The organism is Streptomyces sparsogenes subsp. cuspidosporus (assembly GCF_039532705.1).
GTDB lineage: Bacteria > Actinomycetota > Actinomycetes > Streptomycetales > Streptomycetaceae > Streptomyces > Streptomyces sparsogenes.
In genome coordinates this window covers 222,753-247,690 of record NZ_BAAASD010000008.1, presented here as the reverse complement: position 1 = coordinate 247,690, position 24,938 = coordinate 222,753, and the positions used below count along the sequence as shown (strand labels likewise).

Sequence of the window (24,938 nt, the reverse complement as noted above, 5' to 3'; positions counted from 1 at the left end):
GCTACGCGAGCAACTCCCCCTCGATGACGGTGACCGCGGCGCCGGTCAGCAGCGTGCGGTCGCCGCGCAGCGCCGTACGGACCAGCCCGCCGCGGGCGGACGCCTGCAGTCCGGTCAGCTCGTCGCGGCCGAGGCGCGCGGACCAGAAGGGCGCGAGGGCGGTGTGCGCGCTGCCGGTCACCGGGTCCTCGCCGATGCCGCAGGCCGGGGCGAAGAAGCGCGAGACGAAGTCGTAGCCCCGGGCCGGGTCCTCGGCGGCCGCGGTCACGGCACAGCCCCGGGGGCCGCTCCGCGCGAGCGCGGTGAGGTCCGGGGCCAGCCTGTGCACGGCCGACTCGTCGGCCACCTCCACGACGAGGTAGTCGATGTACGGGCCGGCCTGGTGGACGGACCGGGCCTCGGCGCCGAGCGCGCCGACGACGGCGCCGGCCGCGTCCTGGGCCACGTCGAGCGCGGTCAGCCGCGCGGTGGGGAAGTCCAGGGTGATCATGCCGCTGTCGCCGGCCGTCGCCGAGAGCACCCCGCTGAGGGTGGCGAAGCGGACCGTGCCGGTCGCGGCGCCCGTGGTGCCCAGCACATGGGCGGTCGCCAGGGTGGCGTGGCCGCACATGCGCGCCTCGGTGACCGGGGTGAACCAGCGCAGCGCCCAGTCGGCCTCCGCGCCCTCGGGCAGTGGGTGGGCGAACGCGGTCTCGGACAGGTTGACCTCGGCGGCGATCCGCTGCAGCCGGTCGTCCTCGGGGAAGGCGTTGGTGTCGAGGAGGACGACTCCGGCCGGGTTGCCGGCGAAGGGGCGGTCGGTGAAGGCGTCGACGATTCGGATGCGCATGGGGTGACCGTAGGGGCCGGCGGGCGCGCCGGCCATGGCCAATCGCGGCAGGGTGGACCCCTCAGGTGACCAGCCCGGCGAGCCTGCGCAGCGACTCGTCGAGGGCGGCGGCCGCCGAGTCCTTGAGCTTCCCGGACATGAGGGAGACCGCGGCGCCGGTGAACTCGCTGTCGGCGCGGACCGTCGTGGCGTCGCCGTCCGGGGTGAGGGAGTACCGCATGGCCAGGCTCACCCCCATGGGCCCCTTGCCCCGGGTGGCGAGCAGCCGGGCCGGCTCGCAGGCCTCGACGGTCCAGGCCACTTCGGCCGGAAACCCCATCAGCTTCATGTTCTCCTGGTAGACCGTCCCCACCTCGAGCGAGGCGGGGCCGCCCCCGGGGAAGCCGGTGTGGGTGGCGTTCCACTGGCCGTACGAGGAGAAGTCCGTCAGCCGGGCCCACACCTTCTCGGGCGGTGCCTCGATGCGCGCCTGGGCGCTGACCTCGGCCATGGGACCACCCCTTCCGCGGGATTCCGCGACGATCAGGTCGATGGGCTAGGGCGCCGCGGCTCGGGTGCCCCGGCGGTGTCGCGCAACGTAGCCCCGGTGCCTCGAACATTCAATACTGACGGGTCATCAGTTCTGGTCGGGCGGCGGGGTGCGCCAGCAGTCAACGACGTGACGGTCCTGTCGGCGAGCTGACATGATGACGCAATGCACGACACTCAGGGGCAGGGTCCGGGCCGGACGAGAAACGCGGGGCTGGGGCTCGCGCTCGCGTCGGCGTGCGCGTTCGGCGGGTCGGGGGTGGCGGCCAAACCGCTGATCGAGGCGGGTCTGGAACCGCTCCACGTCACCTGGCTGCGGGTGGCGGGCGCCGCCCTCGTCATGCTCCCGGTCGCCTGGCGCCACCGGGACCTGCCCGCCCGCCGCCCCGCCCTGCTGGTGGGGTTCGGGCTGCTGGCCGTGGCGGGGGTGCAGGCCTGTTACTTCGGCGCGCTCTCCCGCATCCCGGTGGGTGTCGCGCTGCTCGTCGAATATCTGGCCCCCGCCCTGGTGCTCGGCTGGGTGCGGTTCGTCCAGCGGCGGCCGGTGAGCGGCGCCGCCGCGGTGGGGGTCGTCCTCGCGGTCGGCGGGCTGGCCTGTGTGGTGGAGGTCTGGTCGGGGCTGCGGTTCGACGCGGTGGGGCTGCTGCTCGCCCTGGCGGCCGCCTGCTGCCAGGTCGGCTACTTCGTCCTGTCCGACCACGGCAGCGACGGCGAGGACGCCGCGGATCCGCTGGGCGTCATCGCGCACGGGCTGCTCGTCGGCATGGTGGCGCTGACCGTCGTGGCGCGCCCGTGGGACCTGGACTGGTCGGTGCTGGCCGGCCGGGCCGACCTGGCGGGGGCGCGGGTGCCGGCCGTGCTGCTGCTCGGGTGGATCGTCCTGGTGGCGACGGTGGTCGCCTATCTCACCGGGGTCCTCTCGGTGCGCAGTCTGTCGCCGCAGGTGGCCGGGGTGGTGGCGTGTCTGGAGGCGGTCGTGGCCACCGTGCTGGCGTGGGTGCTGCTGGGCGAACACCTCTCGCTGCCGCAGGTGGTGGGCGGCGCTGTGGTGCTGGCCGGGGCGTTCATCGCGCAGACCTCGGCGCCGAAGGCGGCCGTGGCCGAACCGGTGGCCGGATCGGCGCCCCTCGCCGCGGCCGAGGGCGCCGACCGGTCGGGCTTCGTCAGCGGCGGGTGAGGTAGGCGGGCACGGGCGTGTCGGCCGGCAGGTCGTCGGCGGGCACCGGCGTGCCGTAGGTGCGCGCGACCGGCAGTACGCCGCTCCAGTAGGGGAGCGCGAGGTCCTCGGGCTCGTCGTTCGGGCCGCCGGCGCGCACCTTCGCGGAGACCTCGGCGAGGTCCAGGGCGAGGACGGCGGTGGCGGCGAGTTCCTTGGCGTTGGCCGGCCGGGAGTCGGCGGCCCGGTCGGGCACCACGTGGTCGACCAGGGCGTCGAGCGCGGCGGCGCGCTCGGTGGGGTCGGTCACCTGGCGGGCGGTGCCGTGCACCACCACCGAGCGGTAGTTGATGGAGTGGTGGAAGGCGGAACGGGCCAGGACCAGCCCGTCGACATGGGTGACGGTCAGGCACACCGGCAGGCCGGGGTCCTCGGCGCCGCCCGCCATCCGCAGCGGGCGGGAGCCGGTCGAGCCGTGCACATACAGCCGCTCGCCCACCCGGCCGTACAGGGTCGGCAGGACCACGGGGGCGCCGTCGCGGACGAAGCCCAGATGGCAGACGTAGCCCTCGTCGAGTATCGAGTGCACCAGCTCCCGGTCGTACGAGGCGCGCTCGCGGGACCGGGTGGGCACCGTCCGGTCGGTCGGCTGGTAGGCGTCCGGGGTGGCGCTCGCGACGGTCATTTGCCAACTCCTTTGAACTAGTGCAAAATCGGCTTTGTGCTAGGAGAGTATCGGATCGAAGGGCGCCGCGCAGCCGAGATCGCCGCGAGTGTGGAGCGCGCGGTGGGCGCCGGTGACCTGGACCCGGGCCAACTGCTGCCGCCCATGCGCGAGTTGGCGGCACAGCTGGGCGTCAATCCCAATACCGTCGCCGCCGCCTACCGCTCGCTGCGGGACCGGGGAGTGATCGAGACCGCGGGCCGCAAGGGCAGCCGGGTGCGCGAGCGCCCCGCCATCACCTCCCGCGAGCTGATCCGCGTCGAGGCCCCCGAGGGCGTACGGGACCTCGGGGACGGCAACCCCGACCCCGCCCTGCTGCCCCCGCTCGGCGCGGCACTCGCCGCGGCCGCGGCGCGGGCCGCCGAGCACCCGGCGCTGTACGGCACCCCCGAGGTCTCTCCGGAACTCGCCCGGGCGGCCCGCGCCGCCCTCGACGCGGACGGGGTGCCGGACGGCCCCGTCGCCGTCACCTCAGGTTCGCTGGACGCGATCGAGCGGGTGCTCGCCGCCCACCTGAGGCCCGGCGACGCGGTCGCGGTCGAGGACCCGGGCTGGGGCAGCCTGCTCGACCTGGTCCCCGCGCTGGGGCTGCGCACCGTCCCCGTCGCGCTCGACGACGACGGGCCGCTGCCGGACCGGGTCGAGGAAGCGCTGGGCAAGGGGGCGCGGGCGCTGATCGTGACCTGCCGGGCGCAGAACCCGACCGGCGCCTCGGTGAGCGCCGCGCGCGCCCGCGAGCTGCGCGCGGTGCTGGACCGCCATCCGGACACGCTGCTGATCGAGGACGACCATGGCCACGGCATCGTGGACCTGCCGCCGCACCCGCTGGCGGGCGGTACGGAGCACTGGGCGCTGGTCCGCTCCGCGGCCAAGGCGTACGGGCCCGATCTGCGCATCGCCCAGCTCACCGGTGACCGGGTCACCGTGGACCGGGTGCGCGGTCGGCAGCGGCTGGGCCCCGGCTGGGTCAGCCATCTGCTGCAGGACGCGCTGGCACATCTGTGGCGCACCGGCGCGGTGGACCCGGCGGCGGTCGCCGCCTCGTACGGCGCGCGGCGCGAGGCGCTGGTGCGGGCGCTGGGCGAGCGCGGGATCGCCGCCCATGGCCGTAGCGGGATGAACGTATGGGTGCCGGTCCCCGACGAGACGGGCGCCGTCGCCCGGCTGCTGCAGTCCGGCTGGGCGGTCGCGCCCGGGGCGCGGTTCCGGATCGCCTCGTCGCCCGGGGTGCGGCTGACCGTGTCCGCGCTGGCCATGGACGACATCGGTCCCCTCGCCGACGCGCTGGCGTCGGCGAGGGGACCGGCCCCGGCGGGGCGCTATGGCTGAGTCGCCCCGGCCGTCAGGCGCGCGGCGCCCGGGCTCGGGGCCGCTTCTGGGTCAGCGCCGCGCCCGCCAGCACGATCAGCGCGCCGACCGGAGTGTTCCAGGTCAGGTGCTCGCCGAGGATCGCCACGCCCGCCGCGGTCGCGATGACCGGGACGAAGTACGTCACCATCATGGCGGTGGTCGGGCCGACCTCCTCGACCAGGCCGTACTGCACCAGGAAGGCGAAGCCGGTGCCGAGCGCGCCCAGCGCGACCACCGACAGCAGCGGCAGCACCGGGAAGGAGCCGGGCGCCGGGGCGAACAGCGGGGTGACGACCGCCAGCTGGGCGGTGCCCATCAGCAACTGGGCGCCGGACATCGCCAGGTGGGAGCGGCCGACGCCGCTCAGGGTGCGCCGCACGTACTGCCAGCCCACCGCGTAGCTGAGCGAGGCGGCCAGCGCCATCGCGGTGCCCGCCGGGTCCTGGCCGGAGAATCCCTGCCAGACCCCGAGCACCACCAGCACCCCGGCGAAGCCGATGCCCAGACCCGCGACGCGCCGCCGGGTCGGCCGGTCGTCGGAGGCGGCCACCACGGCGAGCACCATGCCCCACAGCGGGGAGGTCGCGTTGCAGATGCCGGCCAGGGTGGAGGGGATGGTCAGCTCGGCGTACGCGAACAGCGAGAACGGCAGGGCGTTGAGGAAGAAGGCCGCCACCGACAGATGGCCCCAGACCCGGGCGCCACGCGGCAGCCGCTCCCGCTTCACCACCAGGACCGCCATCAGAACGGCGGTGCCGAAGAGCATGCGGCCCAGCGTGACGTACAGCGGTGCGAACGCCTCGGTGCCGACCTTGATGAACAGAAAGCTGAAGCCCCAGATCAGCGAGAGCGCGCCGAACCGGATCCGCCAGTCCAGAAGCGGGCCGCGGGTGGCGGCGGAGGCGGTGTCGGCTGTGGCGTCGACGGCGGCGTCGGGCGTGTCGGCCCTGGTGGCGGGGGTATGGGAGGCGGTCGCTGTGCTCATGGCCCTCACTGTGGCGCCTTCTGACCTCTTAGGACAAGCGAGAATTTCTGCGCGCTATCGCGTAGTATCGCTTATGTGTTGAGCCTGGATCGCCTCCGTACGCTGTATGCCGTGTCCCGCCACGGATCCGTGAGCGGCGCAGCCGAAGGGCTGCACGTGACGACCTCCGCCGTCTCGCAGCAACTCGCCAAGCTGGAGCGCGAGACCGGGCAGCAACTGCTCGCCAAGAACGGGCGCGGGGTGCGCCTCACCGACGCCGGGCGGCTGCTCGCCGACCACGCAGCCCGCATCCTCTCCCAGGTCGAGCTCGCCCAGTCCGACCTGGAGGCGCAGCGCGGCCAGGCGGTCGGCGAACTCCTGATGGGCGCCTTCCCCACCGCCGTGCGCGGCATCTTCCCCGCCGCCCTCTCCAGGCTGCGCGTCGAGCACCCGCAGCTGCGGGCCGGGCTGCAGGAGATGGAGCCCGACGAGTCGGTGCCCGCGGTGGTCCGCGGCGACATCGACCTCGCCGTCGTCGTGGACTGGTACAACAAGCCGCTGCCGATGCCCGACGGGCTGGTCAAGGCGCCGCTGCTGGACGACCCGGTGGACGTGGCGATGCCCGCCGACCACCCGCTGGCCGACCGGGAGGCGGTGGACCCGGAGGAGTTCGCGAACGACGAGTGGATCTCCTGGCCCAAGGGAGGCTTCTGCTTCGACTGGCTGATGATCACCCTGCGCGGCAAGGGCGTGGAGCCGCGCATCTCCCACACCGCGCGGGAGCACCACACCCAGCTCGCTCTGATCGCGGCCGGGCTCGGCGTCGCCGTGGTGCCCCGGCTGGGCCGCGGCGCGGTGCCCGAGGGGGTGCGGGTGGTGCCGGTGCGCCACCACACCATGCGGCGCCATGTCTACGCCGTCTGGCGCGCGGACGCCGACCGCCGGCCCTCGATCCGAGCGGCCGTCGACGTCCTGCGCGAGGTGGGCAAGCGGATCGGCGGCTGAGCCGCGGGCCGCGGCGCAGCGCCGACCGTGCGCCGCGCCGACCCTGCCGCCGCGCAGCCGCGCCGCCGCGCGGATCCGTCAGCCCGGGAGACCGAGCTTGCGGAAGTCCCAGGAGCTGATCGTCTCGGGCCTCAGGCGCAGCCACGCGTGGCGGCCGTCGTGCGGCATGGCGGACAGCCCGAAGTACTTGGCCGCGAACAGCCGCTCGGGCGTGTCTAGCTCGGGACACGGCTCGCCGGTGCGCGGAGCCTCGCCGACGACCTCCACCGCGCCGGTCAGCTCGACGCCCCGCAGTTCCCCGTAGTCGTGCCCGTCGTCGATCACCACGGCGACCCGGGGGTCCCGCAGCAGTTGCGCCCAGCGGCGGCTGCGGGTGAGGGAGTACAGCCACAGCGAGCCGCCGTGCCAGCCGAACCACAGGGGGCTGACGTGCGGCCGCCCGTCCGCGGCCACCGTCGCCACCCGGCAGGTGCGCCGCTCGGCGAGGTAGGAGTCCAGCTCTTCTGGGGTCATCATGGCGCGGCGGCCCCGCCGCTGGGTGACGGCCATCGGTCCCGGCACCTCCCGGTGACTGGTGTGTGCCGCACAGGATGGGGTCTCTTCCCTCCGAAGGCAATGGCCGCTACCGTCGCGCGGCCGGAGAGGACACGCCGCCCGCAGGAGGCCGCCATGCCGCCGTACGACCGCCGGACCCTGCCCGAGCTGCTCGATCCCGCGACCTGCGCGCTGCTCACCGTGGAGTGTCAGCGCGGCGTGGTCGGCCCGCGTGGCGCCCTGCCCGAACTGGCCGCCGCGGCCCGCGACTCCGGGGCCCTCGACGCGGTCGCGCGGCTGGTCTCGGCCGCGCACGACACGCCCGTACAGGTGCTCCACGCGGTGGCCGAGCGGCGCGCCGACGGGCGCGGCTCGGGGCGCAACGCCCGGCTGTTCCGGGCCGCCGAGCGGCTGCCGGTCCAGCAGCTCACCGGCAGCGAGGCCGTACGGATCGCCGAGCCGGTCCCGGTCGCGCCCGAGGACCTGATCGTGCGGCGGCTGCACGGCCTGTCGCCGATCGCCGGGACCGACGTGGACGCGCTGCTGCGCAATCTGGGCTGCCGCACCCTCGTCATCGCCGGCGTGTCGGCCAATGTGGCGATCCCCAACGCGGTCTTCGACGCGGTCAACCTCGGCTACACCGCCGTGGTCCCCGCCGACGCCATCGCCGGGGTGCCCGCCGACTACACCCCGGCGATGGTCCGCCACACCCTCGCCCTCGTCGCCACGGTCACCACGGCCGACGAGGTCGTCGCCGGCTGGCGCGGGGCCCGGGCGCGGTGAGGCCCGCGGCCGTCAGGCCATCGAGATGGTGCCGCCCTTGACCTCGATCTCGGCGCTGGGCAGCGGCTTGGGGGACGGGCCGGCCTGCACGCTGCCGTCGGTGATGGAGAACTTGCTCCCGTGGAACGGACAGTTGATCGTGCCGCCGGAGACGTCCCCGACCGGATTCCCCGCGTGCGGACACACCGACGAGAACGCCTTGAACTCGCCCGCCTTCGGCTGGGTCACCACGATCTTGTGGTCCGCGAAGACCTTCCCGCCGCCCTCGGGGATGTCGCTGGTCTTCGCCAGCTCCATGCCCTCGCCCCCGCCGCCCTGCGACGGCGCCGCGGAGCTCGAGTCGTCACCGCCGCCGCACGCCGTGAGCGCGGCCGCAAGCCCGGCCGCTCCGGCCGCGGTGAGAAAGCAGCGGCGGGTGGTAGCCCGCCCGGTGGTCGCCGGTTCCGTCATGGTGGTGCCTCCTGATGAGCCTGCGTTTCCCCAGACGATACGTGCGCGGCGCCCCGAGCGTTCAGCCGCCGCGAAATGCGCTTGCGGTGCTCAATAAGCTGGGCGGATGCTCCCTGAAGTCACCGCGACCCGGTATGTCACACCGCTGCGCGAAGGCGGATCGCTGCCCGGCATCGTCGAGGCCGACGACCTCGGCACCTACGTCATGAAGTTCATCGGCGCCGGACAGGGCCGCAAGACCCTGGTCGCCGAGGTGATCTGCGGACAGCTGGGCCGCCGCCTGGGGCTGCGCGTGCCGGACCTGGTGCGGATCCAGCTGGACCCGGTGATCGGCCTGGGCGAGCCGGACGAGGAGGTCCAGGACCTGCTCAAGGCCAGCGGCGGCCTCAACCTCGGCATGGACTACCTCCCCGGCTCGCTCGGCTTCGACCCGCTGGCCTTCGAGGTGGGCTCCGCCGAGGCCGGGCACGTGGTGTGGTTCGACGCGCTCATCGGCAACGTCGACAGGTCCTGGCGCAACCCGAACATGCTGGTCTGGCACGGCAAGCTGTGGCTCATCGACCACGGCGCGACGATGATCTGGCACCACAGCTGGCGCGGCGCCCAGGCGGTGGCCGCCAAGCCCTACGACGCCTCCGACCACGCCCTCGCCCCCTTCGCCCCGGACATCGAGGCGGCCGCGGAGGCGCTGGCGCCGCGGATCACCGAGGAGCTGCTGACCGAGGTCGCGGCCGACGTCCCCGACGAGTGGCTGACCGACGAGCCCGGCTTCGACGGCCCGGACGCGGTGCGCCGCCGCTATGTCGAGCTGCTGCTGGAGCGCGCCGCTACGATCAGCGACCGGATCACCTTCGGCGGGCAGCGCCCGTCGAAAGAGGACAGGCCGTCCCGGGCTCCGGAGTGGCTGCGGATCTGGGTCGAGGGAAAGGCGTCGGAGTGAACGGGCGGCACAGCGGTCGCGAGGTCTTCGAGTACGCGCTGCTGCGCGTGGTCCCCAGGGTCGAGCGCGGCGAGCAGATCAACGCGGGCGTCGTCGTGTACTGCCGGGCGCAGTCCTTCGTGGCGGCCCGCACCCACCTGGACGAGGCCAGGCTGCTCGCGCTGGACCCCGACGCGGACGTGGCGGGCGTACGGGCGGCGCTCGCCGCGGTGGAGAACGTGTGCGGCGGCGGGGAGCGGGCCGGACAGGCCGCGGGCGACGACCCCGGGCGCCGCTTCCGCTGGCTGGTCGCCCCCCGCTCCACGGTGGTCCAGCCGGGCCCGGTCCACACCGGCCTGACCGCCGACGCCGAGGCGGAGACCGAGCGCCTGCTGGACCTCCTGGTGCGCTGAGGGGGCCTTTTCAGGCTCGGCCCGCCTCAGGGAGCGAGAGCCGAGCCGCCCAGCGAGCGAGCCGAAGGGCGCGCCGCCCGCGCCGGAGGCGCTGACATGTGCTGTGAGAGGGAGGAGGCACAGGGAGCTCGGGCTGTGCTGGATTTGCGGCTCCGCCGCGTGGGTGACCGAAGCCGACGACCGTCGATACCGCCCGTGCCGGAGGCGCTGATCGATACCGCGAGCGCCCGGAGGCGAGCCGAGCGCGTAAGGGCGTCCGGTCGTTGACATGCCGTGGTGGGGCTTCTAGCGTCTCGTCTGCTGAAGCGACTAAGCGGTCGCTCACCGTCTTTGTCGTCCGGGCGGTGAGCCCCACCGAGGCGAGGAGAACCCGCATGTCCACCACCGAGCAGCGCGTCGCCGTCGTGACGGGCGCCGCCCGCGGCATCGGCGCGGCCACCGCCGTGCGCCTGGCGCGGGAGGGCCGCGCCGTCGCCGTGCTCGACCTCGACGAGGCGTCCTGCGCGGACACCGTGAAGAAGATCACCGACGCGGGCGGCACCGCCATCGCCGTGGGCTGCGACGTGTCGGACGCGGCCCAGGTGGAGACCGCGGTCGGGCGTGTCGCCGAAGAGCTCGGCGCGCCGGTGATCCTCGTCAACAACGCCGGGGTGCTCCGCGACAACCTGCTGTTCAAGATGAGCGACAGCGACTGGGACACCGTCATCGGCGTCCACCTGCGGGGCGCGTTCCTGATGTCGCGCGCCTGTCAGAAGTACATGGTGGACGCGGAGTTCGGCCGGATCGTCAACCTCTCCAGCAGCTCCGCCCTCGGCAACCGCGGCCAGGTCAACTACTCGGCGGCCAAGGCCGGGCTGCAGGGCTTCACCAAGACCCTGGCCATCGAGCTCGGCAAGTTCGGCGTCACCGCCAACGCCGTCGCGCCCGGCTTCATCGCCACCGACATGACCGCCGCCACGGCCGAGCGCGTCGGCATGGGTTTCGAGGAGTTCCAGGAGGCCGCGGCGGGCCAGATCCCGGTGCGCCGCGTCGGGCAGCCCGACGACATCGCGAACGCCATCGCCTTCTTCACCGGTGACGCGGCCGGATTCGTCTCCGGCCAGGTCCTGTACGTGGCCGGCGGCCCGCTCAACTGACGGGAGACACGGACCACATGACCACGGGAACGTCGGACAGCGGCCGCGCCGCGCTCGTCACGGGCGCCAGCCGCGGCATCGGATACGGCATCGCCGAAGCGCTGGTGGCGCGCGGTGACCGGGTGTGCATCACCGGGCGCAACGAGGACGCCCTCAAGGAGGCCGTCGAGCGGCTCGGCTCCGACCGGGTGATCGCCGTGGCCGGAAAGGCCCATGACGAGGCGCACCAGGCGGTCGCCGTCGAGCGGGCGATGGAGGCGTTCGGGCGGCTGGACTTCCTGATCAACAACGCGGGCACCAACCCGGTGTTCGGGCCGATCGCCGACCTCGACCTGGGCGTGCTGCGCAAGGTCTTCGAGACCAACGTCGTCTCGGCGCTCGGCTTCGCCCAGCAGGCATGGAAGGCGTGGCAGAAGGACAACGGCGGGGCGGTGGTCAACATAGCCTCGGTCGCCGGCCTCTCCACCTCGCCCTTCATAGCGGCGTACGGGGTGAGCAAGGCCGCCATGATCAACCTCACCGCGCAGCTCGCCCGCGAGTTCGCGCCCGGCGTGCGGGTCAACGCCATCGCCCCCGCGGTGGTGAAGACCAAGTTCGCGGCCGCGCTGTACGAGGGGCGGGAGGAGGAGGCCGCGGCGGCCTACCCGCTGGGGCGGCTGGGCGTGCCCGAGGACATCGGCGGCGTCGCCGCGTTCCTCACCTCCGACCACGCGGCCTGGATCACCGGGCAGACGCTGGTGGTCGACGGCGGCATCTTCCTGAAGGCCGGAGTGGACTGAACCGCGGCGGCCACCCGAGCCGCCGGAGTGGACGAAGCGGCGGGATCCGGCCGCGCCCGGCCGGATCCCGCCATCGCCGGTGGCGGGGGGCTTGCCTTCGCGCGCACTCCAACGAGCACAGTCCCGGGTGTCGGACCCGACCGGGTCCGGCATCCGGGACTTCGTGGTGAGGAGAGGTGCGTACCATGCGCTACCTGACACTGGCGGGCGGCGGCGGACCCGAGGTGAGCGCCCTGTGCCTGGGCATTCTGCCGTTCGGCAGCACGGTCGACGAGGAGACGTCCTTCGCCGTCCTCGACCGGTTCGCCGAGGCGGGCGGGACGTTCGTCGACACCGCCAACAACTACTCGATCTGGGCGCCGGGCGGCACCGGCGACGAGAGCGAGGAACTGCTCGGCCGCTGGATGCGCAGCCGCGGCCGGCGCGACAGTACCGTCGTCGCCACCAAGGTCGGCGCCCGGCCCGACCCCGCGCGGGGCGCCGAGTGGCCCGCCAACTGGGAGGGCCTCGGTGCCGACACCGTGCGGGCCGGTATCGAGGGCAGCCTGCGGCGGCTGGGCACCGACCGCGTCGACCTGTACTACGCGCACATCGAGGACCCCACGGTGCCGATGGAGGAGACCGTCGGCGCGTTCGCCGGGCTGGTCGAGGAGGGCACCGTGGGGATTCTCGGCTGCAGCAACCACGCCTCCTGGGCGGTGGCCGCGGCGCGGCAGTACGCCGCCGACCGGGGCCTGGCCCGCTACGTCTGCGTCCAGCAGCGCTACACCTACCTCCAGCCGCGGCCTGGGGCCGGCTTCGGCACCCAGGGCCACCGGGGCTACGCGGGGACCGACCTCCTCGACTACATCGGCACCCAGGAGGACATGACGCTGCTGGCGTACGGCTCGCTGATCCACGGCGCGTACACCCGCGCCGACAAGCGCGTCCTCGAGCAGTACGACCACCCGGGCACCGAGCGGCGGCTGAGGGTGCTGCGCGAGGTGGCGAGGGAGACCGGCGCCACCGCCAACCAGGTGGTGCTCGCCTGGCTCATCGGGGCGCGCAAGCCGGTGATCCCGGTGCTCGGGGTGAGTTCCGTGGCCCAGCTCGAGGAGGCGCTGGGCGCGGTCGACCTGGAGCTCGACGACGGGCTGCGGGCGAAGCTGGATGCCGCCTGAGCCGTTGTCGGTGGCCGCCGGTAGGTTCTGAGGCACGTCAAGGGATCGAACACCGGAGGTTTTTGACGTGACCGACATGCTGCCCGAGTCCTGGCGCGGCGTCCTCGGCGAGGAGCTGGACAAGCCCTACTTCAAGGAGCTCACCGAGTTCGTCGAGGAGGAGCGGGCCAAGGGTCCCGTCTACCCGCCGCGCGAGGAGGTGTTCGCCGCCCTCGACGCCACGCCGTACGACCAGGTGAAGGTGTTGATCCTCGGGCAGGACCCGTACCACGGCGAGGGCCAGGGACACGGACTGTGCTTCTCCGTGCGCCCCGGCGTCAGGATCCCGCCGTCGCTGCGGAACATCTACAAGGAGATGAAGGAGGAGCTCGGCCACCCGATCCCGGACAACGGCTATCTGATGCCGTGGGCCCGGCAGGGCGTGCTGCTGCTCAACGCGGTGCTGACGGTCCGGGGCGGCGAGGCCAACTCCCACAAGAGCAAGGGGTGGGAGAAGTTCACCGACGCGGTGATCCGCGCCGTGGCCTCCCGCCCCGACCCGGCCGTCTTCGTGCTGTGGGGCAACTACGCCCAGAAGAAGCTGCCGCTGATCGACGAGGAGCGACACGCCGTGGTCAAGGGCGCGCACCCCTCGCCGCTCTCGGCGAAGAAGTTCTTCGGCTCGCGCCCCTTCACCCAGATCGACGAGGCGGTCAAGGCCCAGGGGCACACGCCCATCGACTGGCGGATCCCGAACCTGGGCGCCCAGGCCCTGTCGTCAAAGTAGCGCCGTCCGCCCGCAGGGCGGGCCCCACGGCGTCTGGTGCGTGCGATCGCAAGGCGGAGGGTCGTCCTCGCGGGGGCACCTCCCAGCGGTAGCTGGGGGCGGGCCTACTCGGACGATCCCGACAACGCAGCGAGCGTGCGTGCCAGGCGTCGTGGGGCAGGCGGGACTTTGACGACAGGGCCCAGGCCGGGTGACCGTCCTCACCGGGTGATCCGCGTCAGCCCAGGTCGTACTCGAAGCTGTACGGGGTGGTGGGCCGGCCGGCCATGGCGACGAAGCCGCCCTTGCCGGTGAGTCCCGCCAGCTCGCCGGTGCCGGAGCCGGGCACCACCTCCAGCGAGCAGCGGATCTCGCCGTCCTCGCCGAAGGTGCCGTGCTGCGCGAGGACGAAGCTGCCGGTGCGCCCGCCGAGGGTGCCGGTCACCAGCTCGTAGCCGGTGCAGACGCCCGTCTTGTCGGTGAAGTAGGTGATCGCGTACTCGCAGGTGGTGCGCTCCGCCTCCAGGGTCCCGGAGAAGCTGTTGGTGACCGTGGCGCGGGCCAGCCTGGTGCCGTCACCGGCCTCGCCGACGTTGGTCTCGTCCCAGTTGGCGAAGGTGAACGTGCCGGTGGCGTGCGTGGTCATACGGTGTCCTTCCGATGGTTCCGAGGGCTTCGCGCGCTCCCTGCCGCGCGGCCCGAGGAGCACTCTGCCCGCCGTACCTGACATCTCTTGTCAGGTACGTCGGCACAATGGGGGCCATGCGCGCCGACCGCCTGCTCTCGCTGCTCCTGCTGCTCCAGAACCGGGGTCGGATGACCGCGCCGGAGCTCGCCGCGGAGCTGGAGGTCTCGGTCCGCACGGTCTACCGCGACATCGAGGCGCTCGGCGCGTCCGGCATCCCGATCTACGCCGACCGCGGCCCGGCCGGCGGCTACCGGCTGCTCGACGGCTACCGCACCCGGCTGACCGGGCTCACCGGCGACGAGGCCGACTCCCTCTTCCTGGCCGGAATGCCGGGCCCGGCCACCCAGCTGGGCCTGGGCGCCGATCTGGCCACCGCCCAGCTCAAGCTGCGGGCCGCGCTCCCGGCGGAGCTGGGGGAGCGGTCCCGGCGCATCCAGGAGCGCTTCCACCTGGACGCGCCCGGCTGGTTCCACGACGCCGAGGAGGTCCCCCACCTCGGCGCCGTCGCCGAGGCGGTGTGGCGGCCGCGGGTCCTGCGGGTGCGCTACCGCCGCTGGCGCGGCGAGGTAGAGCGGGACCTCCACCCGCTGGGCCTCGTCCTCAAGGGCGGCATCTGGTACCTGGTGGCCCGCGTGGAGAGCGTGCGCACCTACCGGGTGTCGCGGATCCTCGCCGCCGAGGTCCTGGAGCAGACCTTCGAGCGGCCCACCGGCTTCGACCTGGCCGCCTACTGGGAGGAGTCGTCCCGGAAGCTGGAGGAGATGCGCTTCCAGGGCGAGGCCGAACTGCTGCTCACCCCGCGCGGACTGCGGCTGCTCCCGATGAAGTTCGGCGCGGCCGGCGCCGCGGCGGCCGCCGCCGCGAGCCCGCCCGACGCCCAGGGCCGGGTGCGGGTCGTGCTGCCCGTGGAGTCCCTGCCCGTCGCGACCCACGACCTGCTGTGGCTGGGTGCCGAAGCCGACGTGCTCGGCCCGCCCGAGCTGCGTGACGCGGTCGCGCGCACCGTCACCGAACTGGCGCAGCGCTACGCCCCACCGGGCTGAGCGCATGAGCGCGCTGCCCGCGATCGCCGCCCGCCGGGGCTACTTTCGAAGGCGGAACGGTGCGGGAACAGCGGGAGGCCGGCGGGAGGCCGCGATGGCGGGAGCACGGCGCAGGGCGTCCGAGGACGACGCAGTGCCGACCAGGATCGGGCAGGCGGTCATGCTGCACCGCGGCGGCGACCGGGAAGAGGCGCGCAACCGGCTGAGCGAGCTGTGGCGCGAACTCCACCAGGGCGGGGCCGGCGGCGACCCCTTCCACCGCTGCGCCCTCGCCCACTACCTCGCCGACACCCAGGACGACCCGGCCGACGAGCTGAGGTGGGACCTGCTGGCGCTCGCCGCGGCCGACCGGATCGCCGACGCCGACCGCCGCCCCGCCGCCGGCGAGGTGCGCGCCTTCTACCCCAGCCTCCACCTCAACCTCGCCGCCGACTACGCGAAGCTCGGCCGGCCGGAAGCCGCCCGCGGCCAGCTCGCCCTGGCGCGGGCCAGCGCCCGCGGGCTCGTCGAGGGCCCGTACGGCGACGGCGTCCGCGCCGCGATCCACCGGCTCGCGCTGCGGCTGGACGCGGCGGAGGGGGACCCGCCGGGGTGAGGCCGCCGGAGCGGCGCTCGCGATAGTGGATCGCCGCGGCGGTGGGTCGCCGCGGCGGTGGAGAGTCAAGGACGCGCCGCGGCGCCGGAGCCCCGCCGGCGCCTGAGCGCCCCCGCGCCCTCGGCCGCGCCGAAGGCGGCGAGCGCGGCCAGCGACCCGTACACCGTCCACGGCCCGGTCCGCACATACGGGCTGGTGCCCCGGCCCAGCGGCACCTGGTAGACCCTGACCGCGCTCGTGTCGGTGCCCATCCGGCCGCCCACCGGCTCGCCGCGCGGCCCGAACACCGCGCTCACCCCCGACAGCGTCGCGTGCACCATCGGCCGCCAGGTCTCCGCCGCGCGCAGGGCGGCCAGCGAGGCGTGCTGGGCGGGCGCCCAGCTGTGCTGGAACGTCGAGGTAGCGGACTGCACGACCAGCAGCCGCGCCCCGTCCCGCACCAGATTGCGGCTCATGTCGGGGAAGGCGGACTCGAAGCAGACCAGCGGCCCGATCCGCAGGCCGTCCGGCAGCCGCATCACCACCCGCTCCGCGCCCCGCCTGCGGTCCTCGCCCGCGGCCTTGCCCACCGAGGTGGCCCAGCCCAGCAGCGACCGGGCCGGGATGTACTCGCCGAACGGCACCAGCCGCATCTTGTCGTACCGCTCGCCGGTGGGGCCGTGCGGTCCCACCAGGACCGAGCTCTTGTAGATCCCCGGCCGGTCGCTGCGCCGCGCGTCCACGTTGACCAGCAGGTCCGCGCCGACCAGCCGGGACAGCGCGGCCAGCCGCCTGCTGAGGTCCGGCCGCGCGGCCAGGTCCTGGCCGACGCTGCTCTCGCCCCACACCACGAGGTCCAGGTCACGGCCGGCCAACTGCCGGGTCAGCCGCTCGCCGCGGTCGAAACGCTGCCCCGGCACGTCGATCACCCCGGGCTGCACCACCGCGATCCGCACCGTGCCGGCCCGCCCCGGCACCGGCGCCCAGCCCCACACCCCGGCGGCCACCGCGGTGCACACCGTGAGGGCGGCCAGCGCCACCCGGCGCGCCCCGGCCACCGCGATCAGCAGGGCGAGCGCGACATTGACCACCACGAGGAGAAAGCTGACCAGCCACACCCCGCCCACCGACGCCAGCCGCAGCGCGGGCGGCACCTGCCACTGGCTCGCGCCGAGCAGGCCCCAGGGCCCGCCGAGGTACTGCCAGGACCGTACGAGCTCGGCGAGCAGCCACGCGGAGGGGAGCAGCACCAGGGCCGCCGTCGCCCGGGCCGGTCCGGGCCGGCCGTGCAGCAGCCGGCGCACCAGCCAGCCCCACGGCACCCACACCAGCCCGAGCAGCGCCGCGAGCACCACGATGAACACATGCAGGCTGGGCATCAGCCAGTGGTGCACCGCGAGCAGGAAGCCCGCCCCGCCCAGCCAGCCGTCCAGGGTCGCCCGCCGCCCGGTGGGGGCCGAGCGGGCCAGCAGGATCCAGGGCACCAGGGCCGCGTACGCCAGCCACCACAGCGACGGCTCCGGAAACGCCAGCGCGGGCAGCGCCCCGGCCGCGAGCGCCACGGCGCCGCGGGTCCAGGGGGAGGCGAGCCCGCCCCGCCGCCGGCCGGTCCGCCGGCCGCCGCGGCCGAACGACATCCGCACGCCGTGCCCCCTCCCCGCGCCTGGCCCCGCCGGGCCCGATCCCGGCGGGCCGGACCTCGCCGGGCCCGACGTCCAGTGTGCGCGAGGGACACGATCATGAACAGAGCGCGGGCGCGCCGGGGTGCGCCTCATGCCGCGGCCGGGAGGTCCTGCTCGGCCCAGATCAGCTTGCCGCCCTCGGTGTAGCGGGTGCCCCACCGGCGGGTCAGCTGCGCGACGAGGAACAGGCCGCGGCCGCCCTCGTCGGTGGTACGGGCGTGGCGCAGCCGCGGCGAGGTGTTGCTGCCGTCGGCGACCTCGCAGATCAGCACGTCGTGGCGGATCAGGCGCAGCCGGATCGGCCCGGTGCCGTGGCGGATGGCGTTGGTGACCAGCTCGCTGACGATCAGCTCCGTGGTCGTCATCAGCTCCTCCAGACCCCACTCGGCGAGCTGGCGGACCGCCAGCGAGCGGGCGCTGGTGACCACGGCCGGGTCGGTGGGCAGGTCCCAGGAGGCGACGTGGCCGGGGCTCAGCGAGTGGGTGCGGGCCAGCAGCAGGGCGACGTCGTCGGACGGCGGGGAGGTCAGCAGGGTGTCGAGCACCGCGGAGCAGAGGTCCTCCAGGGGCATGCCGGGCTGGCCGAGCGCGTTGCTCAGCCGGGCCAGGCCGACGTCGATGTCCTGGTCGCAGGTCTCGATGAGGCCGTCGGTGTAGAGGGCGATCACGCTGCCTTCCGGGAGCTCCAGCTCCGCCGACTCGAAGGGCAGCGAGCCCAGACCCAGCGGCGGTCCGGCGGGCAGGCTGGGGAAGGTGACCTCGCCGTCCGGGGTCACGAGGGCGGGCGCCGGGTGTCCGGCCCGGGCCATGGTGCACCGCCGGGTGACCGGGTCGTAGATCGCGTACAGGAAGGTGGCGCCCAGGAGCGCGGCGGTGTCCTCCTCGCCCGCCCGTCCCTCGCCGAGCCGGATGATCAGGTCGTCGAGGTGGGCCAGCAGCTCCTCGGGCGGCAGGTCCATGTCCGCGAGCGTGTGCACGGCGGTGCGCAGCCGGCCCATGCTGGCCGCGGCGTCGATGCCGTGCCCGACCACGTCGCCGACCGCCAGCGCCACCCGCGCGCCGGACAGCGGGATCACGTCGAACCAGTCGCCGCCCACGCCGTGGCGGACGTCGGTGGGCAGGTAGCGCGACGCCACCTCGAGGGCGGGGCTGTCGGGCAGGTCGTGCGGCATCAGGCTCCGCTGGAGGGCCAGGGCCGCGGTGTGCTCGCGGGTGTAGCGGCGGGCGTTGTCCACGCACAGCGCGGCCCGTGCGACCAGCTCCTCGGCCAGCATCAGGTCGTCCTCCTCGAACGGGACCGGGTGGCGGGTGCGGACGAAGGAGGCCACGCCCAGGATGGTGCCGCGCGCGCTGATCGGCGCGACCATCAACGAGCGCATCCCGAACTCGCGGGCCTTGCCGACCCGGGCCGGATCCGGGCTGTCGCCGGTCCACGCGGTGACGGAGACGTCCATGACCGGGTCCAGGACGGCCTCACCGGAGAAGAAGCAGGCGGCGAAGGGGGAGCCGGGGGAGATGGCGATGGCGTCCCCGGGCGCCGCGATGGCCTCGGGGGTGCCCTCGTGGATGGAGGTCTGGCCTGCCCGCCGGAAGGCGGGCAGCGTCCGGCGCGGTGGGGCCACCGGCTCCTCGCCGCGCAGCACCGACTCCAGCAGGTCGACGGTCACGAAGTCGGCCAGCCGGGGGACGGCGAAGTCGGCCAGCTCCTGGGCGGTCCGCAGGACGTCCAGGGTGCTGCCGATCTTCGCGCTGGCCTCGCTCAGCAGGGCCAGCCGTTCCCGGGCCCGCCACCGGTCGGTCACGTCCATGCCCATGTAGCACACGCCCACCGGGTTGCCGTCGGCGTTGTCGAGCCGGAAGAAGGAGGTGGAGTACGCGTGCTCGTGGTAGGGATCGGCCAGGGTCCAGCCCCGGTACTCGTAGTCGATCACCGGTTCGCCGGTCTCCAGCGCCTTCCGCATCTGCGCCTCGAGGGCCTTGGTGTCCAGGCCGGGCAGGGACTCCCTCATCCGGCGGCCGAGCCGCTGCTCGCGCGGTATCCCGCCGTAGCGCTCCAGCATGTCGTTGATCCACACGTACCGCAGGTCGGGGCTGAGGACGGCCATGCCGATGGGGGAGCGGACGAGAAACGCCTCCAGCAGGGAGCCGCTCAGTGCCCACGAGGGGACCTTCGAGAGGTCGACGGCGGAGATCAGCCAGCACTCGCGCCCGAGGAAATCGGACAACGCCGAGACCCGCAGCCCCACCTCGACCAGGTGGCCGTCGCGGTGCCGGAGCGTCATCAGACCGCCCCAGCCGCCCTGCCGGCGGCACTGCTCCGCGATGCCCTCCGCCTTCGCCGCGTCCTCGGGGGCCGCCAGCAGCATGTCGGCAGGCTTCTCCACCATCTCGGCCGCCGGATAGCCGAGGAGGTGCTCCATGGCGGTGGTCCATCCGACGACGATGCCCGCCGCGTCGATCACCGCGGTCGCCGCGTCGGCCATGTCGAACGGGACGTGTGCTTCTGTCGGAGCAGTTCCCTCGGAACTGGTCATCGCCCGCCCCATCTGCGGAGACATTTCTGTTAATACTATGACTCCTGCGCCTCGCCGGTGGTGAGTCGGGTGACGACCAGGGCGAGCAGGATGATGCCGCCGTAGATCGCCTGGACCCAGAAGGACGACACCTGGGCGAGCGTGAGCAGGTTCTCCAGCATCCCCAGCAGGAGCGTGCCCAGCAGGGCGCCGAGCAGCGAGCCGCGGCCGCCCCGCAGACTGATGCCGCCGATCACCGCGGCCGCGAACACGGTGAAGATCATGCCGCTGCCCTGGTCGGCGTTGACCGCGCCGACCCGTCCGGCGATGACGAGGCCCGCGACGGCCGACAGAGCCCCGCCCACCACCAGCACCGCCCAGCCCACCCGCGCCACCCGGATGCCCGCCGCGCGAGCGGCCGGGGCGTTGCCGCCGACCGCGTACACCGCGCGGCCGAAGCGGTGGTAGCGCAGGCAGAACCCGGCCACCGCGAAGCATCCGGCGGTCAGCCACACGCAGAGCGGCAGCCCCAGCCAGGTGTCGGAGCCCAGCGCGAAGAAGGCGGCCGGGGCGTCGAAGAGCGTCCTGCCCGAGACCAGTCCGATCAGCAGCCCGCGCAGCACGATGTTCATCGCGAGGGTGACGATGAAGCCGTTGAGCCCGAGCCTCACGATCAGGGCGGCGTTGACCGCGCCCACGCACGCCCCGGCCACCGGGATGATCAGCAGGCCGAGCCACGCGGGCCAGAGGGTGCCGAACCCGCCGGAGGCGGCGGGCATGACGACCAGGAAGCCGAGCGCGGGCGCCAGTCCCGCGACGGACTCGAGCGAGAGGTCCATCCGGCCGCTGAGCAGGATCATCGCCTCGGCGAGCACCAGCAGCCCGAGCGCCGAGGAGGCGCCCAGGATGTTGATCAGGTTCTCCCGCTCCAGGAACGTGTGGTTGGTCACCGCGCCGACCACCACCAGCAGCACCACCGCGGGCAGCAGCGCCAGGTCCCGCACCCGGAACACGGCGGCGCGGCGGGCCGGGCCGGCCGGGGAGGCGGCCGGGTCACCCATGGCCGGGCGTCACCCCTTCGACCGCGGCGAGCAGATCCGCGTCCCGCCACCCCGCCGGGTACTCGGCCGACACGAAGCCGTTGAACATGACCAGGACCCGGTCGCAGACGCGCAGGTCCTCCAGCTGGTCGGAGACCACCAGCACCGCGCGCCCCTCGGCCCGGGCCCGCAGCGCCGCCGCCAGCAGGGTCTGCTTGGCCCGTACGTCCACCCCGGCCGTCGGGTCGATGAGCACCAGCACCCTGGGGTCGGTGGCCAGGGCGCGCGCCAGGACCACCTTCTGCTGGTTGCCGCCGGACAGCCCGCTCAGCGGCTCGGCGGGCCCCCGGGTGCCGATGTCGAGGTCGGCGATCGCCCGCCGGGCGACCGCGTCCCGGGCCCGGGGGCTGATCAGGCCCAGCGGCCCGAGCCGGCCGCTGATCGGCATGGTGATGTTCTCGGCCACCGACAGCCCCGCGACCAGCCCCTCGTGGTGCCGGTCGCGCGGCAGACAGCCGACCCCGGCGGCCAGGGCCGCGGGGACGCTTCCGGTGCGCAGCGGGCGGCCGAAGATCCAGGCCCGGCCGCCGGTGGTCCGGTGCAGCCCGGCCAGCGCGGCCCCGAGCTGATGGCTGCCCGAGCCGGCGAGCCCGGCCAGGCCCACCACCTCACCGGCCCCGACGGTGAGGCTGATGTCATGGAAGCGCGGGCTGCTGAGGTGCTCCAGGCGCACGGCGGCGGGGGCCGGGCCGGCCGGCCGCGGCCGCTCGGCGGGCGGGGCCGGCGGCCCGCCACGCCCGCCGGTCATCGCCTCGATCAGCTTGCCCGGGGGCATCTCGCCGACCGGGGCGGTGACGATCCGGCGGGCGTCGCGCAGCACGGTCACGACCTGGCACACCTCGTACACCTCCCGCAGGTGGTGGGAGATGTAGAGGAAGGTGACCCCGGCCTCCTCGAGCCGCCGCATATGGGCGAACAGCCGGCCGGTCGCCCGGCTGTCGAGCTGGGCGGTCGGCTCGTCCAGGACGATGAGGCGGGTGCCGCGCGAGAGCGCCCGCGCGATCTCCACCAGCTTGGTGTCCTCGACGCTCAGCCCGCCGGCCCGGGCCCTCTCGTCCACCGGCACGCCCCACTCGTCCAGGAGCGCGCGGGCCCGCCGCCGCATCAGCCGCCGGCTGATCACCCGGCCCCGCGGGGTGACCGGCTGACGGCCCAGGAACAGGTTCTCCGCCACCGACAGCTCGCCGACGACCGTCGACTGCTGGTAGACGCACGCCACCCGGCGCCGCCAGGCCGCCCGGTCCGCGAGGGGCGGCGCGGGTTCGCCGTCGTACCGCAGGGTGCCGCGCTCCGGCCGGGTGAGGCCGGTGAGGACCGACACGAGCGTGGACTTGCCCGCGCCGTTGCGGCCGACGAGGGCGTGGGAGGCGCCCGCCTCGATGGCGAGGTCCGTGTCCAGCAGGGCCACCGTGGGCCCGTACCGCTTGGTGATCCCACGGGCCTCGACGAGCGGGGGTCGGGCGCGGGTCATCGGCGGTTGCCCCACAGCGCCGGGTCGTCGACGTTCCGCCGGGTCACCAGGGGCGCGGGGAGCTGGTCCTGGAGGATGCCGCCGGGCAGCTCGACGACGGTGCTGCCGTGGCCCGTGCGGCCCGGGTGGAAGGTCTTCCCGGCCATCGCCCGCTTGATGTAGTACATGGCGTACTTGGCGTAGAGGTCGGCGGGCTGGGAGACGGTGGCGTCGAGGAAACCCTGGCGGATGGCCCTGAGTTCCTCGGGGATGCCGTCGTTGGAGACGATCGTGATGTGCCGGGGGCGGCCCGCGCGCACCAGAGCGTGGTGCCGCTGGAGGGTGCGCAGGGTCGGCGCCAGATACACCCCGCCGGCCTGCAGATAGATGCCCTTGATGGTGGGGTTGGCGCTGTACAGCGCCTCCAGGCCGGCCGCGGCCCTGTCCGCCTGCCAGCCAGCGGGGATGTTCAGCACCTTGATCGCCGGGTAGTGCCGCGCCATGCACCGGGAGAAGGCGGACGTGCGGTCGCGGCCGTTGGCCGAGGCCAGGTCGCCCTGGATCTGCACCACCTTGCCCGTCCTCACGGCCCGGCCCAGGACCTGGCAGGCCTCGCGGCCGTAGGCGCGGTTGTCGGCCCTGACCACCATCGCCACCTTCCCCTTCTCGGGGGCCACGTCGACCGCGACCACGGGGACGCCCCGGCGCTGCGCGGCGCGCAGGCCCGCGACGATGGCGGCGGAGTCGATGGGCGAGACCACCAGGCCCTTGACGCCCTCGGACATCAGGCTCTGGATGTCGGCGATCTGTTTCGCGGCGTCGCCGTCGGAATTGACCGTGGGGAGCACCCGCACGCCCTGGGCGGCGGCCTGCCGCGGGATGTCCTGGTTGTACGCCTGCCAGAACGGCGAGGTGAGGAACGGCAGCACCACCCCGACCCGGCCGCCGGCCGGCCCGCCGCCCCCGCAGCCCGCGGCGGCCGGGGCCAGCGCCAGGGCGAGGACCGTGGCGGCGGCCCGGCGGCGCCCCGCGCCCCTCACGCCACCCCCTGCGCCCGCTCGGCGAGCCAGACGGCGCCGTGGGGGTAGGCGTACGCGCGCAGCGACTCGGGGCGCAGGGTGGAGCTGAACCCGGGGACGGAGGGGGCCGTGTACCGCCCCCGGGCGATCACTGCGGGATCGATGAAGTGCTCGTGCAAATGGTCCACGTACTCGACCGTCCGGTCCTCCCACGTCCCGGAGACCGCCACATAGTCGAACATGGCCAGGTGCCGCACCAGCTCGCACAGTCCCACGCCCCCCGCGTGCGGGCACACCGGGACCCCGAAACGGGCGGCGAGCAGCAGGATCGCCAGATGCTCCGAGACCCCGCCGACGCGGCAGGCGTCCAGCTGGAGGATGTCCAGGGCCCCGGCGAGCAGCAGCTGTTTGAAGACCACGCGGTTGGCCGTGTGCTCGCCGGCAGCGACCTTCACGGGTGCGACGGCGCGGCGGATCGCGGCGAGGCCGAGGATCTCGTCGGGGGAGGTGGGTTCCTCGATCCAGTACGGGTCGAATCCGGCCAGCGCCTGGACCCAGGCCACCGCCTCGCCCGGCTCCCACCGCTGGTTGGCGTCCAGCGCGATCCGGATGTCCGGGCCGACCGCCTCGCGGGCGATCCGGCAGCGCCGCAGGTCCTCCTCCAGGTCGGCGCCGACCTTTAGCTTGATCTGGGTGAAGCCCTCGGCGACGGCCCGGCGGGCGGCCGAGGCGAGCCGGGCGTCGGAGTAGCCGAGCCAGCCCGGGGAGGCGGCGTAGGCCGGATAGCCCTCGGCCCGCAGCCGGGCCTCGCGCTCGGCCTTGCCCGGCTCGGCGCGGCGCAGGATCCGCAGCGCCTCGTCGGGGGTCAGCGCGTCGGTGAGGTAGCGGAAGTCGACGAGGGCGACGAGCTGCTCGGGGGTGAGGTCGGCCAGCAGCTTCCACAGCGGCTTCCCCGCCCGCTTCGCGTACAGGTCCCACAGGGCGTTCATCACGGCGCCGACGGCCATGTGGGTGACGCCCTTGTCCGGGCCCAGCCAGCGCAGCTGGCTGTCGCCGGCCAGCGCGCGGTAGACGGCGCCCAGGTCGGCCGGGGCGCCGCCGAGCTCCGTCCCCGTCAGGCGCGGGCGCAGGGCGTCGATCGCCGCGACCGCCACCTCGTTCCCCCGGCCGATGGTGAAGCAGAAGCCGTGTCCCTCCAGGCCGTCCGGGGCGTCGGTGCGCAGGGTCACATAGGCGGCCGAGTAGTCGGGGTCGGGGTGCATGGCGTCCGAGCCGTCGAGCCGCCGCGAGGTGGGGAAGCGGATGTCACGGGTGTCGACGGCCGTGATGCGCGCCCTGGTCAGCCGCTGTGTCATGCCTGATCACGCACCCGTCGCTCGTGCCCTCGGCAACGC

25 protein-coding genes are annotated in these 24,938 nt (G+C 74.2%); 12 read left to right on the top strand and 13 right to left on the bottom strand.

The features are described from left to right. Window position 1 precedes the first annotated feature (1 nt). Together ABFY07_RS13575 and ABFY07_RS13570 are read right to left on the bottom strand one after the other, a co-directional pair. Window positions 2-829, bottom strand: a complete 828-nt coding sequence (locus tag ABFY07_RS13575; RefSeq protein WP_346174736.1) for a PhzF family phenazine biosynthesis protein — start codon at window positions 827-829, stop codon at window positions 2-4. A 61-nt stretch (window positions 830-890) separates the two neighbouring features. Continuing rightward, window positions 891-1,319 carry a type II toxin-antitoxin system Rv0910 family toxin gene (locus ABFY07_RS13570; protein WP_346174735.1) on the bottom strand — a complete coding sequence of 143 codons (429 nt, stop codon included), beginning with the start codon at window positions 1,317-1,319 and terminating at the stop codon, window positions 891-893. 204 nt (window positions 1,320-1,523) lie between these two features. Between ABFY07_RS13570 and ABFY07_RS13565 the strand changes: the two genes are divergently transcribed. After that, the gene (locus tag ABFY07_RS13565; protein WP_346174734.1) at window positions 1,524-2,534 is read left to right on the top strand and encodes an EamA family transporter; all 1,011 of its coding nucleotides are present in this window, start codon (window positions 1,524-1,526) and stop codon (window positions 2,532-2,534) included. On the opposite strand, the gene ABFY07_RS13560 is transcribed toward ABFY07_RS13565, so the two are convergent. Continuing rightward, window positions 2,521-3,198, bottom strand: coding sequence for a pyridoxamine 5'-phosphate oxidase family protein (locus tag ABFY07_RS13560; RefSeq protein WP_346174733.1), 678 nt, complete (start codon window positions 3,196-3,198; stop codon window positions 2,521-2,523). The two genes, ABFY07_RS13565 and ABFY07_RS13560, sit on opposite strands and share 14 nt — an antisense overlap. Before the next feature lie 36 nt (window positions 3,199-3,234). Here ABFY07_RS13560 and ABFY07_RS13555 point away from each other — a divergent pair, with 36 nt between their 5' ends. Next, on the top strand, window positions 3,235-4,566 hold the full coding sequence (locus tag ABFY07_RS13555; protein WP_346174732.1) for an aminotransferase class I/II-fold pyridoxal phosphate-dependent enzyme: 1,332 nt from the start codon (window positions 3,235-3,237) through the stop codon (window positions 4,564-4,566). 13 nt (window positions 4,567-4,579) lie between these two features. Here ABFY07_RS13555 and ABFY07_RS13550 read toward each other — a convergent pair whose 3' ends face one another. After that, a complete protein-coding gene (locus tag ABFY07_RS13550; RefSeq protein WP_346174731.1) occupies window positions 4,580-5,572 on the bottom strand; it encodes a DMT family transporter in 993 nt (330 codons plus the stop codon). Window positions 5,573-5,647: 75 nt separating this feature from the next. Between ABFY07_RS13550 and ABFY07_RS13545 the strand changes: the two genes are divergently transcribed. Beyond that, entirely contained in the window at window positions 5,648-6,556 is a 909-nt protein-coding gene (locus ABFY07_RS13545) for a LysR family transcriptional regulator (RefSeq protein WP_346174730.1), read from the top strand. Between the two features lie 78 nt (window positions 6,557-6,634). Here the strand turns inward: ABFY07_RS13545 and ABFY07_RS13540 are convergent, their stop codons facing one another. Further along, window positions 6,635-7,105 (bottom strand): pyridoxamine 5'-phosphate oxidase family protein, encoded by a 471-nt coding sequence (locus ABFY07_RS13540; RefSeq protein WP_346174729.1) that lies wholly within the window; start codon window positions 7,103-7,105, stop codon window positions 6,635-6,637. Window positions 7,106-7,225: 120 nt separating this feature from the next. Between ABFY07_RS13540 and ABFY07_RS13535 the strand changes: the two genes are divergently transcribed. Then, window positions 7,226-7,873, top strand: coding sequence for an isochorismatase family protein (locus ABFY07_RS13535; protein ID WP_346174728.1), 648 nt, complete (start codon window positions 7,226-7,228; stop codon window positions 7,871-7,873). Between the two features lie 12 nt (window positions 7,874-7,885). Here the strand turns inward: ABFY07_RS13535 and ABFY07_RS13530 are convergent, their stop codons facing one another. After that, window positions 7,886-8,323, bottom strand: a complete 438-nt coding sequence (locus tag ABFY07_RS13530) for a Rieske (2Fe-2S) protein (RefSeq protein WP_346174727.1) — start codon at window positions 8,321-8,323, stop codon at window positions 7,886-7,888. Window positions 8,324-8,429: 106 nt separating this feature from the next. Here ABFY07_RS13530 and ABFY07_RS13525 point away from each other — a divergent pair, with 106 nt between their 5' ends. The 6 genes from ABFY07_RS13525 to ung all read left to right on the top strand — a co-directional run bounded on the left by ABFY07_RS13525 (window position 8,430) and on the right by ung (window position 13,496). Next, window positions 8,430-9,263, top strand: coding sequence for a HipA family kinase (locus tag ABFY07_RS13525; RefSeq protein WP_346174726.1), 834 nt, complete (start codon window positions 8,430-8,432; stop codon window positions 9,261-9,263). Further along, complete coding sequence (locus ABFY07_RS13520; RefSeq protein WP_065966756.1) at window positions 9,260-9,655, top strand: DUF3037 domain-containing protein; 396 nt, start codon at window positions 9,260-9,262, stop codon at window positions 9,653-9,655. The genes ABFY07_RS13525 and ABFY07_RS13520 overlap by 4 nt, the downstream gene beginning before the upstream one ends. A gap of 374 nt (window positions 9,656-10,029) precedes the next feature. Then, window positions 10,030-10,791, top strand: coding sequence for a 3-oxoacyl-ACP reductase FabG (gene fabG / locus ABFY07_RS13515; RefSeq protein ID WP_346174725.1), 762 nt, complete (start codon window positions 10,030-10,032; stop codon window positions 10,789-10,791). 17 nt (window positions 10,792-10,808) lie between these two features. Then, window positions 10,809-11,570 (top strand): SDR family oxidoreductase, encoded by a 762-nt coding sequence (locus ABFY07_RS13510; protein WP_065966758.1) that lies wholly within the window; start codon window positions 10,809-10,811, stop codon window positions 11,568-11,570. A 185-nt stretch (window positions 11,571-11,755) separates the two neighbouring features. Beyond that, a complete protein-coding gene (locus ABFY07_RS13505) occupies window positions 11,756-12,730 on the top strand; it encodes an aldo/keto reductase (protein ID WP_346174724.1) in 975 nt (324 codons plus the stop codon). A gap of 76 nt (window positions 12,731-12,806) precedes the next feature. Beyond that, a complete protein-coding gene (ung, locus tag ABFY07_RS13500) occupies window positions 12,807-13,496 on the top strand; it encodes a uracil-DNA glycosylase (protein WP_346174759.1) in 690 nt (229 codons plus the stop codon). Between the two features lie 217 nt (window positions 13,497-13,713). Here the strand turns inward: ung and ABFY07_RS13495 are convergent, their stop codons facing one another. Then, on the bottom strand, window positions 13,714-14,121 hold the full coding sequence (locus tag ABFY07_RS13495; RefSeq protein WP_346174723.1) for a DUF3224 domain-containing protein: 408 nt from the start codon (window positions 14,119-14,121) through the stop codon (window positions 13,714-13,716). A 116-nt stretch (window positions 14,122-14,237) separates the two neighbouring features. On the opposite strand from ABFY07_RS13495, the gene ABFY07_RS13490 reads away from it, so the two are divergent. Then, window positions 14,238-15,206 (top strand): helix-turn-helix transcriptional regulator, encoded by a 969-nt coding sequence (locus ABFY07_RS13490; protein ID WP_470067296.1) that lies wholly within the window; start codon window positions 14,238-14,240, stop codon window positions 15,204-15,206. Between the two features lie 94 nt (window positions 15,207-15,300). Beyond that, the gene (locus ABFY07_RS13485; RefSeq protein ID WP_065966762.1) at window positions 15,301-15,801 is read left to right on the top strand and encodes a hypothetical protein; all 501 of its coding nucleotides are present in this window, start codon (window positions 15,301-15,303) and stop codon (window positions 15,799-15,801) included. A 65-nt stretch (window positions 15,802-15,866) separates the two neighbouring features. Here ABFY07_RS13485 and lnt read toward each other — a convergent pair whose 3' ends face one another. The 6 genes from lnt to ABFY07_RS13455 all read right to left on the bottom strand — a co-directional run bounded on the left by lnt (window position 15,867) and on the right by ABFY07_RS13455 (window position 24,899). Further along, entirely contained in the window at window positions 15,867-17,417 is a 1,551-nt protein-coding gene (gene lnt / locus ABFY07_RS13480) for an apolipoprotein N-acyltransferase (RefSeq protein WP_346174758.1), read from the bottom strand. A 134-nt stretch (window positions 17,418-17,551) separates the two neighbouring features. Then, window positions 17,552-19,996 carry a SpoIIE family protein phosphatase gene (locus ABFY07_RS13475; RefSeq protein WP_346174721.1) on the bottom strand — a complete coding sequence of 815 codons (2,445 nt, stop codon included), beginning with the start codon at window positions 19,994-19,996 and terminating at the stop codon, window positions 17,552-17,554. 35 nt (window positions 19,997-20,031) lie between these two features. Beyond that, window positions 20,032-21,036, bottom strand: a complete 1,005-nt coding sequence (locus ABFY07_RS13470) for an ABC transporter permease (protein ID WP_346174720.1) — start codon at window positions 21,034-21,036, stop codon at window positions 20,032-20,034. Beyond that, window positions 21,029-22,546, bottom strand: coding sequence for a sugar ABC transporter ATP-binding protein (locus tag ABFY07_RS13465; RefSeq protein ID WP_346174719.1), 1,518 nt, complete (start codon window positions 22,544-22,546; stop codon window positions 21,029-21,031). Before ABFY07_RS13465 ends, ABFY07_RS13470 begins: the two co-directional genes overlap by 8 nt. Then, window positions 22,543-23,565 carry a sugar ABC transporter substrate-binding protein gene (locus ABFY07_RS13460; protein ID WP_428836918.1) on the bottom strand — a complete coding sequence of 341 codons (1,023 nt, stop codon included), beginning with the start codon at window positions 23,563-23,565 and terminating at the stop codon, window positions 22,543-22,545. The genes ABFY07_RS13465 and ABFY07_RS13460 overlap by 4 nt, the downstream gene beginning before the upstream one ends. Beyond that, a complete protein-coding gene (locus ABFY07_RS13455; protein WP_346174718.1) occupies window positions 23,562-24,899 on the bottom strand; it encodes an enolase C-terminal domain-like protein in 1,338 nt (445 codons plus the stop codon). Before ABFY07_RS13455 ends, ABFY07_RS13460 begins: the two co-directional genes overlap by 4 nt. Window positions 24,900-24,938: the final 39 nt, after the last annotated feature.